Below are 14,641 nucleotides of genomic sequence, written 5' to 3' on the forward strand. Positions count from 1 at the left end.
AAGTGGCTAAACGCGGCGGACTGTAAATCCGCTCCTTCGGGTTCGGTGGTTCGAATCCACTCCCCTCCACCATTTTAGGGGCATAGTTTAAAGGTAGAACTGAGGTCTCCAAAACCTCCAGTGTGGGTTCGATTCCTACTGCCCCTGCCATATAATAAAATAACGGCGGATGTGGCGAAGTGGTTAACGCACCTGATTGTGGTTCAGGCATTCGTGGGTTCGATTCCCATCATCCGCCCTTTAAAGTTTTTTGTCCATTATAATTGTTGGGCCATAGCCAAGCGGTAAGGCAACGGACTTTGACTCCGTCATGCGTTGGTTCGAATCCAGCTGGCCCAGTTGATGCGGAAGTAGTTCAGTGGTAGAACATCACCTTGCCAAGGTGGGGGTCGCGGGTTCGAACCCCGTCTTCCGCTTTTTAATTTAACATTGTATGGCGCCATAGCCAAGTGGTAAGGCAGAGGTCTGCAAAACCTTTATCACCGGTTCAAATCCGGTTGGCGCCTCCATTTGTATATTTCTTGTTTTAAAGTTATAATTTTATATATTGTTACGCCGGCGTGGCGGAATTGGCAGACGCGCTGGACTCAAAATCCTGTGCCCGCAAGGGCGTGCCGGTTCGACCCCGGCCGCCGGTATACTAAAAACCCCAACATTTGTTAAAGTGTTGGGGTTTTTGATTTGCAGAAAAACAATAATACATAAATACAAATAGTAAGAAATTGGCTTTTTGCATTTATAAAATGAACATAGCAATGATTGTTGAAATTTAGTAACGAAAACTACAACAACATGTATTTATCAGAAAGTAAGAACAAACAGAAGAAGGCAGTGCGCAATTATAAGATACAAAGAATCTTTAATAAAGTATTAAAAAGTAAATGTGTGAGCAATTTTTTTAATAGTTAAGTCGTGAAGTTTCTTTTCTAATAAAGTGCAATCAAAGGGTGTTAGTTGCTGATGAAAAAAGATAAAGACTTCATTCATATTATATGCAGAAATAGCATTTGAAAGAAGTAAATCATATTCATCTAGCTGTGAAGGGTTAGAAAAATTAGAGAAGCTGCAATTATACCCAAATTCCTTAATTTGACCAATAAGCCTATTATCTAGAGCATCTATATCTGTATCTATCAAAATAGAAATTTCAGGTAGATATTTTTTGAAAGATAATGTTGTTGCTAAAATTTTAGATAGTCGCTCCGTCCAAAATGCTTCTTTCTTATACAGTAGGGGGTGTTTATTCCTTGCCTTTTCAGTAATATGAAAAATTAATTGTTTTAAATATAAATTGGTTTTATGCTGTTTTTTTGAGAAAGGAAAGAAATTATTTTTGTCTCCTTCAAAGTAAAATAAAATAAAAAAGGTACGAATAACATCCATTTTAAATGATGGATTGTTTATTTTTAAGTAATCGGATGGAGTTAAATATTGTTTTAGTATTTGTATTATGAATACTAATATTTCATAGGATATATGATTTTGATGTTGATAAAAATGATACATTTCATTTGTTACGGAAGGGTCATTACTCACAAAAGATGGTATTTCAAGGAGAGCTAAAATATAGGAGTTTTCAAATTTAGAAATAGAGGGGAGTCTTTGTGACTTGTTGAGCGATTCGAAAGAGCTCAAAATCTTAGTAAGTGGACTATTCATATTTTGAGTAATTATGTGAGAGACGAAATAGTTCATTTTACGTCTTGTCATAATAATTGCAATATCATATAAGATGCTCTCTTTCATTACCGAAGCCTGATAAGAAAGTAAGAAGGGTGTTTTTTTTTGTACTAAATCTAATAGTTCCTGGCGAGGTAGATTTACAAAGGGCCATTCTATTCCGCGATAAATGGACCAAAAAAAACACTTATATATATAGCGAATTTGTTCCTCAGCTCCACATAATCGAACTGGAGAAAGCAAAATCTGGATATTATATGATTCTAAAAAAAGATTGAGTTTTTTTATCTTTCTATAAAGTAAAACTGTGCTACAATGGCATGCCTCCGCTAGTTCAGAAATGGATAATGTCCCCTTTAAAAAGAGTTGTGACAAGATAGTAGCTGGAATAGATGTTTTGGCTAGATCTTTGTAAAAAAAAAGTAAATCGATATTTAAATTGTTTTTTATAAAAATTTGATTGGAATTACTAAAAAGTATATTGCTGTTATATTTTGGATAATGATAGTCATTGATCTCTTGGATATATGAAAATAAAGTAGGCTTACTTACATGAATGTTACTTAATAATTCATCAATAGTTATGCTCCCTTGTGTCACACAATGATAGAATATCGTTAATAGCCGTTGTTCTTTATCATCTAATAAATCAATAAAATTCAAAAATAGTACCGCCTTTTCATCGGGAATTTGCTTATTTAATTAGTATACGTACAAGTAGGAAATTTGTCTAAAATTTGACTTCATAAATATTATTTTAAAAAATAAAAGAAATAATTAATAATGAAGAGAAAAAAGATGAAATTAATCCGTTTTCAAGCGGAATATTGTTATTTTATTTGTTAAAAATCAAAAAATTCGTTTCTTCTTTTAAAGATTAAAATATATTATTCTAGGTTAGTAGTCAAGCAAGTGAGAGATTTTACGTAAAAAAGGAGAATATTTGATGATGTAATTGATGAAAAAATGGTCTATTATAATACTGTTTTGGAAAAAAGTAATTGTAAGAGGAAAACATTATTTTAAAAATTTTAAGAAGTGAAAAGGTGCATCAAATAACGGACAGAGAGTATTTTCAGTAGGGAAAACTTGATTAATTTAAAGTTTTTGTTTGTTACGGAAAAGTGACGGAAAATCTTAGCTGGACGTAAAATACGTTTATTTCCCACTATAATTGACACTTGAATTTACAGATAATACTAGTAGAAGTTAAATAAAAAAAAAGAAGGTATAGCAATGAGGTATTTGGAATTCCATGAGTGTCTAAAAAAAGATTCGATTATGTACTCTTATCTTGCAAGCAAATTCCGCAGACGAAATAAAAAAATTCCTGCTGGAGAAGTTGTTCTTGTTAGTAAAAAACATGTAGCCATTGTTGAAAAAGGGGTTTTCGTTAAAGAAAGTGTAGAGCAACGAAAGTTTTTCACGAGAAGTTACTTTCAAGAAACTATCGTTGTTCCTACTACGCAGACTATTCGGCTTAAAGCGCTTGAGGAGTCAGTGATATCATTTATTGAGGCAGATATAGTGTTTGAAAAATTAGAAGAAGAAAAACTGCTGTCTAATTTATTCTTACAAGTTGCTGAAAAATTAGAAGCCGATCTTGAACGTCAAGAAATGCTGGCAGTCGAGTTTCCTGAAAATAGGATTATTGAAACGCTATATTTTATTTCTATTTCTTACTCATCTAAAAATCTAAATCTAGAGTTGCCACACTGGCTGCGAATAAAGATTTTAGCAAAATTTGCGAATTGTTCTGTTTCTACTACTTCTTCTATTGTTCATGATCTGCATAAAGAAGGGATAATCGATATTAAAGCGTCCCCTTGGCAATTAAATGAAAAAGCATTGAAATTCAAGCCAGCTTAATTCTAAATATAAATAAATGATAATTGTTTTTATTTAGAATTTTAAATAAATTAAACCAAACATCTTTAGAAACAAAGAAGTTAAATTATCTGGATGTTTATGTTCCTTACCAAAAGGCCAGTTCCGTCATTTAGTAATTAATGCAACTAGATATACATAGAATAAAGCTTGATTATAGGAAGTAAAAAAGGAATTTTGCCAGTAGTGTTATTTTAAATGAAATATTTTTAGCAGTATGACGTAAATTCAATTAAAAAAGTATGGGGAGATAATAATGAAGATAAAAAAACAAATGATAATTGCAACAGTAATAGCGCTAATACTACAGTTTATTGTCCCACTAACAGGAACCGCAGAACAAGGATTAATGCCTTCAAGTGCAGATAAAGCTACTGTAGGGGAGCAAAAAAGTAATTCTGCTGAGGAAACTACAAAAGATAGTTCAAATGAAGCAGTGGAAGCGTCAATATCGCCTAAGAAAGAAATAGTAACCGAAGAAAAACAGTTATTGAATAGAGAAAATACAAGAGCCAATTTAAAGGGGATGGAAGAAACATCATCTCAGGCTAGTTTTAATAATCAATCACTCGTTGGCGATAATTCCGAGGCTTATAAATGGGAAAACTTTATTGGTGCAGAGAGATTTAGTAATAATTTATCCTTAGAAGCACATTTCAATCCACGTCCTATAGAAGGTAAGAAAATTACGATTGCACTTTCCAAGGAGTTTGAATATAGTTCTTTGCCAGGGTTTAAAAAGAGTGGGGGAAAACTGGTTTTTGATCGCACATCGCTTTCAAGTCAATTTGCTTCTGTAATAACTAATGCAACGATTGAATACCCACAAATATATGGAAAAAATATGACAACCTCTGGAATTGTCACATATGAATTAGCTAATACTGTTTCTACAGTGAATATGACAATTAACCTTGGTGTCAACAATCGTTTTGTTATTAATGAAAGTGGAAGAGACTACATGACTCCTATTGAAGTGAGTTATTCAGAAGCGGGAAATGAAAATTTCTATCAAGAATCATTTGAAAAAATCACTTTATCACCAGGAGCAACGATTATTCCGCGATTCTTTGCAAAGTTTTCACAAAAATATAAGCAAGTATCTCGTGATGAAACGGGAATATTTTCGACAGGTACTTTTTATTTTATGACAACGGGCGGGCAAGGTATTGAGAACGTTGGTGCTTACCTTGACTCCTATTCTTATGAAGTGAAGTACGATAAGCGTTTAGATCTAAAGGCGGCCGTTTTCCAGCATGCTGATTCTGTTTTAATTCAAGAATTACCAGAAAAAGAAGATAGCGATTATAAGTATGCGCGTATATCTGCCAAACAAATATTAGCTGCAGGTGAAGTTTACTATAAAGTAGCGTTTGCAGACGGTGTTAATCCAAGTGAAATGGAAGCCGGAACAAAGCTACATGTTGCAACAACAGGAAAGCAAACCTATAAAGCGAATAATCGAGAAGAAGTAGTTAATGGCTCACTTATTTCGCAAGTAGAGGTTGGTGCTGAGATTACTAAAGAATTTGAAAATAAATTAGTAGCATCAGATTCTACTCGTCAATTTCCAATAAATGAAGGATCGGATTACGCTTATTTAGGCAGATTTAACATAGAAAATAAACAACTTCAAGCAGTAACTAATCAAAAATTTAAAGCAAGTTTTGACACGGATAACCTGAAAGTTCAAGCAATGCGTATTGCTACTATTGGTAAAAACACGAAAAATATTAAATTAACAACTACGACAGGGCGAGTCGTGAATGTTCCAGATAACAGTTCCGCATTAAGTATAGATCAAATTGTTGACCTAGCTAACTATGAACAAGCGTCAGGTGAATTTCTCGCCACAGTTGAATGGACAGATGATGTTCCTGCAAATTATGCAGGTGTAAGTAGTGAATATTTTGGAGTAGGTGGACTACAGATTTATGGGAATTTAAAGTCTTCTGTTAAGGTTGGCGATATCATTAACAATGAGCTAAGTTATGGAGATGCTGATACATTTGCAACAGCAGCAGAAAAAACAAACCTATCCATAAAAGTCATTGGTAATGCAAGCTTTGCGGGTCTCGTGAGAAGCTCAGAAACGAATTTATTTGGTGGAGAAAGAGCAAGTATATTTAATTCCATTAATGTAAAAGGTGATGGCAGTGATGGGATGGTTTCAGCATTTAAAGGGATTAATATATATGCACGTGAAGATGGTGGGATAACCATTACACCAGATGACTTTTTGGCAGTGGACAGTATAGGTAAAGCATTTTCAGTCAAAGATGGGAATGTGACTGTTACAGAAACAATTGATAATACAGGTGCAAAAGTTTATCAGTTTTCTATCCCTGATTATGAGGTAAACCCAGCAATGACTGCTAAAAAAAGAACGGAAGATATTAAAATAGGGATTTATGCTTCTAAAACAAGTCCGACTAAAACGCATTCTTTAGCGAATTTAGTATATATGGAACCAATGGATAAGAACGTGGCTATTCGATCTACAAGTAAATTAATGGGTGTAGATAAGAACAAATATGGACTGGGAGAAAGAGCGCTAACAGATAACATTTTTACAGCATTACCGTCTGCAAGTTTGATTATTCAAGCAAACATTGATTTTAATGTTACGACAGCAGCGAATTTAGATGGGGGTCCATTTATCAATTATGATGGGACACCAAACACGATTATAGATTTAAATCCTGTTAGTCAATCGCAGTATGGGCTTAAAATTTTAAATTCATCTGGAAAAATAGTGGATGGCTATCAAACAATTATACCTATCCCTAAAAGAAATGAGACCACAGATCCGTCTTATCAATTGCAAAGTGAAAAATTTGGTTGGACAGTGAATTTAACAGAGCCTTTAGATTTATCTTCCAATAAGTATAACTATACGGTACTATATGCAACTAAATATGAATTGCAGTTCAATTCTTCAAATTGGAAAAAGTGGGATGAAATTGACGATAAAACAGAAATTCGAGCTGTTTATATTCAAACAAAAGATAAAATTAATTCGGTTGAAAAAGCAACAGTAGATAATCCCGGTGAGGACTTAATTGCTTTTAATATTGATATGGATAAGAAAACTGCAGATGAGGATGCAGGAAATGTAAATATTTATAAAGCGCTGGTTCGTAGGTCGCTAGATAGTATTGTTACAAATGTTCCGAGTGAAGCAGTTGCCATTCGATTACAAACTGGAGTAATCAAAGGACAAATTTTTCAAGATAAAAATAGAGATGGAATGCTGGATACTGACGAAGCTGGTTTAAATGGAGTAAAGGTTACTGCCTATGAAAGTGGAACAAAAAATATAGTTGCTTCTGCGACAACGAAATCAATTAATGGAAAAGCTGGTAGCTATAATTTTGCCGGCTTGGAGAAAGAAAAACGGATAGATATTGTGATAACAAATCCTATAAATGATGATAGTGAACGTTTTGTTGCGACCGATCAAGTCACAATTTCTGCAGATCAAAAAGAAGCGAAAATTAGTGAAGTTGAGCCAAGTTCGAAAAGCGCCATTAATATCAATGTAGGGATGATGACTCCGACAAAAATAAGTTACGATGCTCAAGGAGGAACGGGGCTTGGCACGGTTGAAGTATTTAAGTACCTTGGAGACGAAATTTCAACAGAACAAATTTTAAGCAAAGCAGGGTATACATTTTCGGGATGGTATACAGCAAAAACAGATGGCGAAAAAGTGGAATTTCCATATATAGTTGGAAAGCTTGATACGGTATTATATGCACATTATATTGGAATTCCTGAAACAATCACTTTTGATGTAATGGGCGGGGATGCAGCGAGTAAACCAGCTGATATAACTCTTCCAACAGGAGATAAAGTAGAATTAGATAAAATTAATGAACCGACTTGGCCAGGTTATGCTTTTACAGGCTGGTATAATGGAACAACTAAAATGCCTGATACCTTCACTATGCCGATTGGTGGTTTAAACTTAAAGGCTCATTGGAAAGCATTAGATCAAACAATCACTTTTGATGTCAATGAAGGCGAAGAAGCAAGTAAACCAAGTAATATTGTCGCGCCAACAGACAGTCAGCTGAATTTAAGTACAGTAGCTGACCCAGTTAGAGCGGGTTATGAGTTTTTAGGTTGGTATCAAGGAGAGAATAAAATCTCTGGAATTATCACTGTTCCAGCCGGTGGACTTTCACTAAAAGCAAAATGGAAAGCGCTGGATCAAACAATTACATTCGATGTTAATGAAGGAGACTTAGCATCCCAGCCAGCTAGCATTACACTACCAACTGATAGCGAGATAGATTTTAGCAAAATTCCAGATCCTATTTATTCAGGATATCAATTTGTTGGCTGGAAGAGTAAAAAAGATGGGAAATTTGTAACTGGAAAAATCAACATGCCAGCAGGAGGTTTAGATTTACAAGCAGTATGGTCGGCCTCTGAACAAATTATTTCCTTTGATACAAAAGGTGGCACAAGTGTTTCACCAATTGTCGCACCAACAGATTCAAAAGTGGATCTCGATAAAGCGATAACATCACGAAAAGGATATGAATTTTTAGGTTGGTTTGATGAAAAAGATAATCAAAAAAGTGGAACGATTGCAATACCAGTTGGTGGTTTGAAATTAGCAGCCAAATGGAAAGCACTGGATCAAACTATCACTTTTGATGTAAATGGCGGAGATGATGCGAGCAAACCAGCAGATATTATAGCTCCAACAGATAGTAGCGTTGACTTAAGTACAACAGCTGAGCCTACTCGTTCAGGCTACAAGTTTTTAGGTTGGTATATTGGAGATGAACCAATTTCTAATAAAATAAATATGCCAGCAGGTGGCGCGAAACTTGTTGCACACTGGAAGGCACTCAAACAAACAATTACTTTCGATGTAAATGGTGGAGACTTATCTACGCAACCAGTTGATTTAGTCGCAGTAACAGATAGCGAAGTAAACTTGGATACTATCGCTAAACCAACTCGTGTAGGATATACATTTGAAGGCTGGTACAATGAAAATGGAAAAGTTAGCAACTCGTTTAACATGCCAGTTGGAGGTATGAAACTTATCGCAAAATGGTCAAGGGATAGTTGGCGAATTAAGGCGACAAATATTCAGTTCAAACTAAGTGAAGTAAAAGAAGCTAAATCAGCGAATATGCTAGAAAATCTTATTCGCCAAAAAGCAAACCCAACTGTTGTTAGTGAAAAAAGCGGACAAATTATTGATGATAACACAAGTATCTTGATGGATAACAGTGCTGTAAAAGCAAAAGCTGGAAAATATCAAGTATTACTAAGTTATGAAAAAGAATTGCTTGCGGAAAACGAAGATTCGTCTAAGTTATTAGTAGCTAAAACTGGATTATCTACAGTTAAAGTGAAATTAAATGGTGTAGTGCAAGTCACTGTTGTAGATGATGAAAAACCAGTGAAAGGCTCAAACAAAGCACCAGTGAATACGAAACCGGAGCATTCTAAAAACAAGCTTACAAATTCAAAAACAAAAGCAACTCACTCAAAACAAAAAGGAGCTGATAGTCAACAGAAAATAACAATTAAAAGTCTTCCTGAAACAGGCGATCAATCAAATGCTAGTACAATTTTAATTGGTATCTTTCTTTTGCTTGTTTTTGTTACGCTAAGATATAAAAAGTATTTATCCACTAAACATAATAAATAAGCAAGCAACTAAACGCATCTCATTATAATAATAGGTTTTGAATGAAACATATCTCTTAAATACTATAGGAACGCTTGCTTTAATGCTACATTTTTTAGCGCAAAGAAAGACTAGTTAAAAATATAGAAAACAGAAATTCTTTTAGTCTCACCTATCCTTAAAGTTAGATATATTAAATGCTAATTTTAAAGGAGAATGACACAATAAGAATTTCTGTTTTTTTGCATTATTATTTATAGGAAAAAACACTTGCGTTATTAAAAAAAAGGGTGTATTGTATATAGATGTTAAATGTCTATTAAGGATATTGAAAAGCAATGATGGGGAGAGGGAGGATTTTATTATGAAGCTAAGTAAAAGTATGGACCAGGTATTTTGTATTATGACGATGTTGTACACCCAGAAGGCAGATGTTCCCATTTCTTCCGTAACAATTCATCACCGCTTACGTGATTCGTCATCTTCTTACATTAGTAAAATCTTAAGAAAACTGGTTGTTAGTGGGTTGATTAATTCGGTATCAGGAAATAACGGTGGTTTTACACTTGCCAAAGATCCAGAAGAAATCAATCTGTTAGACATTGTAGAAGCAGTGGAAGGGAAAATTGATACATATCCAGATTCAGACTTAATCCACACTGTTTTCTCTGACTATCATGAATTTGCAGAGTCCGGCATTCATACCATTACAAGCGCTTTTAGAAATGCGGATAAAGAATACGCTAATTATCTATACTCACAAAAATTATCTGTTTTAGTCGAGCAAGTTATTGGGAAAGAACGGACAACTATCATAGATTGGAACGAAGCGTAATAAATTTTGAAACAGAAAGAAGTGCAGTAATAAAATGGATATGGTAAAAAATGAGTGGAAAAAACTATTTAAAAATAAAATACTATTATTATCATTTGTAGTGATTTTATTTATTCCACTTTTATATGCAAGCTTTTTCTTAAAATCTGTTTGGGATCCATATGGTAAAGCAGGTGAATTGCCAGTAGCTGTTGTTAACAATGATGTAGCTGTGGATTACAATGGTCAAACCATGGATGTAGGCGACCAATTAATAACCAAATTAAAAAGTAACGATGAACTGGATTGGAATTTTCTTTCAGCAAAAGAAGCTGAAAAAGGTTTAAAAGATGGCAAATATTATATGATTGTCACGATTCCAAAAGATTTCTCCAAAAACGCAGCAACAGTTTTAGATAAAACCCCGAAAAAAATGGAATTATCCTATAAAACAAATGGATCGCTTAACTATTTAGGGCAAGTAGTAAGCGAACAAGGGGCAAAACAACTTAAAAGCGAGGTTTCAGCAGAAGTAACTAAATCCTACGCAGAAGCTATTTTTGATAAAATTAAAGAAACTGGTAATGGTTTTGCCCAAGCCGCTGATGGATCTAAGAAATTAAAAGATGGACTGGAAAAATCACAAGAAGGTAATAAAACCATTTCAACAAATTTAAAAACACTTGCAGACAGCTCCTTAACATTTAAAGATGGTGCTAATACTTTGGAAGTGGGACTCAAAACATATACAGACGGTGTAACAACCGCCTCTGCTGGTAGCGAAAAACTAAATGCAGGGGTATCAACACTAGCTGCTGGAGTAGGACCACTAAAAGAAGGCGTACAAGCACTAGATAATGGCGCAACAAAATTAGCAGATGGTGTTTCGACTTATACTAATGGTGTAGATACACTTGCAGGAGGAATTAATCAAGCTTATTCTGGTTCAAGCGCATTAACAAATGGTCTAAATAAAATGAACAGCAGCGTTCCAGCATTAGCAACTGGCGTAACACAACTAAATGATGGGCAAGAAAGTCTTGCGAACGGATTAGATACATTGGTAGCTGGTAGTAATAAGTTATCCGCGGGACTAAATCAACTAGATAATAATTTAACGGACAAACAAAGTAAAATCACACAACTAAAACAAGGTATAAATGACTTACAACAAGGAATTGATCAGCTAAATCAAAGTGTTAATGGAGAAGATGCAACATTAGCTAAGCAGTTAGAAGCTTTACAAAAAAGTTTAACAGATCTTCAATCAGGCCTTACTTTTATGAAAGAAAATGCAAACTTTGATGCTGAATCAATAAAGGCAAAAATTAATGCAACAGATGGTGTTAGTGATACAGATAAACAAAAAATTATCGCTTCGATTCAAGCTGACCTAGATAATGAAAGTCAAAAATCAGCTACTCAAATGGCTACGATTGATAAATTGCAAAATGGCTTATCAGGACTAGATTTAGCGGCGCTTCAAACACAGGTATCAGAACTACAAACAGGTGTTGCAAAAATTTCAGCAGGATACTCCACTGTAAATCAAGGTACAACAGATGCTTTTAATGGCATTCATCAAGCACTGAATGGATCAGGCAATCAAACACTTATCAGCGGTGCGAACCAATTAACTGCAGGATTAAAATCAGCTCAAGCTGGAAATGCTAAATTAGTAGCGGGAACCAATGCATTAAACAATCAAATCCCAACACTTTCAAATGGTGTAAATCAACTGGCTAGTGGTAGTGCTGATATGGAAGATGGCTTGAGTCAATTAAATGATGGCGGAAATCAACTTTCTACCAATTCATCAGCGCTTCAATCCGGAGCATCTCAACTAGAAAATGGAACTAATCAATTAGCAGCAAAAGTACCAACGCTTGCTGGCGGGGTAAATCAATTGCAATCTGGAACTGGTGCACTAGCTAATGGTTTAAATCAATTAGCAGTCAATTCGCCTAAACTATTAGCTGGTACCAACCAATTGGCAGATGGTTCTTCTCAAATAGCCAATGGGTCTTCCAAACTCGCAAATGGATCCTTCCAATTAGGTGATGGGTTAACAAAATTATCAGATGGTAGTAATGAATTAACAACTAAACTTTCTGATGGGGCAACACAAATCAAAGATACAAACGGGACAGATAAAACATTCAATATGATTGCCTCTCCAACAAAATTAGCGCATAACGAATACACACATGTTAGCAATTATGGTCATGCATTAGCACCATACGTATTATCATTAGCACTCTATGTTGGTGCGCTTGTATTTAACTTTATTATGCCAATTAGACGTGTATCAATGGAGGGACAGCCAGCGTACAAATGGTGGCTAAGTAAATTATCACTTGGATTTGTTGCTGCTATTGCGATGGCATTACTTGAAGGTGGTATTATGATAGCACTTGGGCTTAGACCGGACAATATGCTAGAATTCTTTGGAACAGCCATTATCACAGCACTTGCATATATGTTCTTAATTATGCTTTTGGCAATGACATTTGATAATCCAGGTCGATTTATCGCAATGGTACTTCTCATCGTACAATTAGCTGGATCGGGTGGAACATTCCCAATGCCACTTACAGGTTGGTTCTTTAATTTAATTCATCCATTCTTACCGATGACTTATTCGATTTATGCCTTTAGAGAATCACTTGCAGCGGGTATGGGAACCAATGTATTTACGATGTCTATCATAGTCTTAACAATTATTTTAATTGCTTGTATTGGCCTACTTTATCTATCAATGAGTCATTTGAAAAAACGGCACGATGCACATGAATCTGCTCTTGATGATAATCAAAAATTAATGGCATTAGAAAACTAATAAAATAACTAAAAGCAGGAACCTTCGTCATAGGTTCTTGCTTTTTATATTAGGACGTTTTATTTTCAAAGAAATGCTATAATTAAGATATTAACAAACGAAAAGAGGTATTACATGACGAAGAAAATTGTATTTGTAGATGTAGATGGCACATTAGTAAACGACGACGGTTTAGTTCCGGAGTCAGCTAGAGAAGCCATTATAAAAGCGCGTAACAAGGGACACCAAGTTTATTTATGTACAGGGCGTTCCAAACCTGAATTATACGAATCCATTCTATCCATTGGCTTTGATGGAATTATTGGTGCAGGTGGTGGTTATGTAGAAGTAGATAACCAAATTATTTACCATAAAAAAGTAGCTAATGAAGATGTTGTTCATATGGTTGATTTTTTTAATAAGAAGGAATTAGATTTTTATTTAGAATCTAATGGTGGCTTATTCGCTAGTAAAAATTTAGAGGCACATTTAAATAAATTAGTTTATGGAGATTTAGAAAATGATCCAAAAGCTCGCGAAAAACAAAAAAATAACCCCCATCCATTTATTGAAAGCTTAACTTTTGGCGAAAGTAATCTTTACCGTACAGATGTTAATAAAGCGTGTTTTTTAGAAAATAAAGCAGTCCCTTTTGAGGAAATCAAAAATGAATTTAGCGGGAAGTTTGAAGTAATGCATTGCACGGTTCCTATTTTTGGAGATGATAGTGGTGAATTAATGGTTCCTAATATTCATAAAGCGACCGCGATTGAATTATTACTTGAACACATTGGTGGAAACAAAGAAGACACAATTGGTATCGGTGACGGTATGAATGATGCCGAAATGCTCGTTTTCTGTGAAGTAGGCATTGCAATGGGAAATGCTAAAGACGACTTAAAACTATTAGCAGATGAAGTGACAAATTCAGTTAATGAAGATGGCTTATTTGCAAGTTTTCAAAAACATGGTTTGATTTAGAAAGGAATTGTTAGGGTAAGATAAAAATAGGACAGCTCAATTGGAGGAGAATATTTGATGAAACTAATTAAAACAAAAACATATGATGAAATGTCACAACATGCGCTAGAAGTTGTAAAACAAGTAATTGAAACTAATGAAAATCCAATTATTAATACAACAACGGGTGCAAGTTTTGACGGAATGTTTGAAGGGCTTGTAAAGGGAATTAATGCCGGAGAAATCCCAATCGAAAAAGTATTTTTAATGAATTTAGATGAATATGTTGCGAAACGAGATGCATCTTTTACGGTATACACTTATATGCATCAAAAATTTTATGATTTAATTACTAAAATGCCAAAAAGAGTGGAATTATTAGATGGTAGTTTAGCTGATTTTACAAATGAAATTGCTCGTTATAAACAAATTTTAAAAGAAAATCAACGTGACCTACAGATTTTAGGGTTGGGTGTAAATGGACATCTTGGTGCAAATGAGCCAGGAACCCCATTTGATGCACGATTATTTTTAGCAGATAGCGATGAATCGACCATAAAAAGCACTATCATGTACAATAATTTAACAGAAGACGAAGCACCATCACAAATGTTAACACTTGGTTTAGCTGATATGATGGATGCAAAACAAATTCTCGTAACCGCATCAGGCGAGCGTAAAGCAGAAGCGGTAAAAGGCTTGCTAGAGGGACCGATTGATGAGAGCTGCCCAGCGTCTATTTTACGTAATCATCCAAATGTTGTGTTCATAATTGATGAAGCGGCAGGATCATTACTTACAGAACATTAAAAAGGAGTGGTAG

General features: G+C 34.7%; 7 protein-coding genes and 6 tRNA genes. 12 read left to right on the top strand and 1 reads right to left on the bottom strand.

The window, feature by feature from the left end; all coding sequences use genetic code 11:
* Positions 1–76: 76 nt before the first annotated feature.
* From HCJ45_RS06610 to HCJ45_RS06635, 6 genes are all read left to right on the top strand, one after another.
* Positions 77–150: transfer RNA gene (locus HCJ45_RS06610), tRNA-Trp, on the top strand.
* A gap of 15 nt (positions 151–165) precedes the next feature.
* Positions 166–238: transfer RNA gene (locus tag HCJ45_RS06615), tRNA-His, on the top strand.
* Between the two features lie 29 nt (positions 239–267).
* Positions 268–339, top strand: a tRNA-Gln gene (locus HCJ45_RS06620).
* 5 nt (positions 340–344) lie between these two features.
* A tRNA-Gly gene (locus HCJ45_RS06625) sits at positions 345–416 on the top strand.
* Positions 417–435: 19 nt separating this feature from the next.
* A tRNA-Cys gene (locus HCJ45_RS06630) sits at positions 436–509 on the top strand.
* Between the two features lie 45 nt (positions 510–554).
* Positions 555–638 (top strand) — tRNA-Leu (locus HCJ45_RS06635).
* A 232-nt stretch (positions 639–870) separates the two neighbouring features.
* Here the strand turns inward: HCJ45_RS06635 and HCJ45_RS06640 are convergent.
* The gene (locus HCJ45_RS06640; RefSeq protein ID WP_187124281.1) at positions 871–2,343 is read right to left on the bottom strand and encodes an AcpB/EbpR/MafR family transcriptional regulator; all 1,473 of its coding nucleotides are present in this window, start codon (positions 2,341–2,343) and stop codon (positions 871–873) included.
* Between the two features lie 573 nt (positions 2,344–2,916).
* Here HCJ45_RS06640 and HCJ45_RS06645 point away from each other — a divergent pair.
* The 6 genes from HCJ45_RS06645 to HCJ45_RS06670 all read left to right on the top strand — a co-directional run bounded on the left by HCJ45_RS06645 (position 2,917) and on the right by HCJ45_RS06670 (position 14,628).
* The gene (locus tag HCJ45_RS06645) at positions 2,917–3,549 is read left to right on the top strand and encodes a cyclic nucleotide-binding domain-containing protein (protein WP_187124282.1); all 633 of its coding nucleotides are present in this window, start codon (positions 2,917–2,919) and stop codon (positions 3,547–3,549) included.
* Between the two features lie 274 nt (positions 3,550–3,823).
* Positions 3,824–9,247: an InlB B-repeat-containing protein gene (locus HCJ45_RS06650; RefSeq protein WP_187124283.1), complete on the top strand. Its 5,424-nt coding sequence runs from the start codon at positions 3,824–3,826 to the stop codon at positions 9,245–9,247.
* Between the two features lie 343 nt (positions 9,248–9,590).
* On the top strand, positions 9,591–10,061 hold the full coding sequence (locus HCJ45_RS06655) for an Rrf2 family transcriptional regulator (RefSeq protein WP_185381105.1): 471 nt from the start codon (positions 9,591–9,593) through the stop codon (positions 10,059–10,061).
* 34 nt (positions 10,062–10,095) lie between these two features.
* On the top strand, positions 10,096–12,879 hold the full coding sequence (locus tag HCJ45_RS06660; protein ID WP_187124284.1) for a YhgE/Pip domain-containing protein: 2,784 nt from the start codon (positions 10,096–10,098) through the stop codon (positions 12,877–12,879).
* A gap of 114 nt (positions 12,880–12,993) precedes the next feature.
* Positions 12,994–13,839, top strand: a complete 846-nt coding sequence (locus HCJ45_RS06665; RefSeq protein WP_187124285.1) for a Cof-type HAD-IIB family hydrolase — start codon at positions 12,994–12,996, stop codon at positions 13,837–13,839.
* 57 nt (positions 13,840–13,896) lie between these two features.
* The gene (locus HCJ45_RS06670) at positions 13,897–14,628 is read left to right on the top strand and encodes a glucosamine-6-phosphate deaminase (RefSeq protein ID WP_187124286.1); all 732 of its coding nucleotides are present in this window, start codon (positions 13,897–13,899) and stop codon (positions 14,626–14,628) included.
* Positions 14,629–14,641: the final 13 nt, after the last annotated feature.

Source organism: Listeria immobilis (assembly GCF_014322845.1).
GTDB lineage: Bacteria > Bacillota > Bacilli > Lactobacillales > Listeriaceae > Listeria > Listeria immobilis.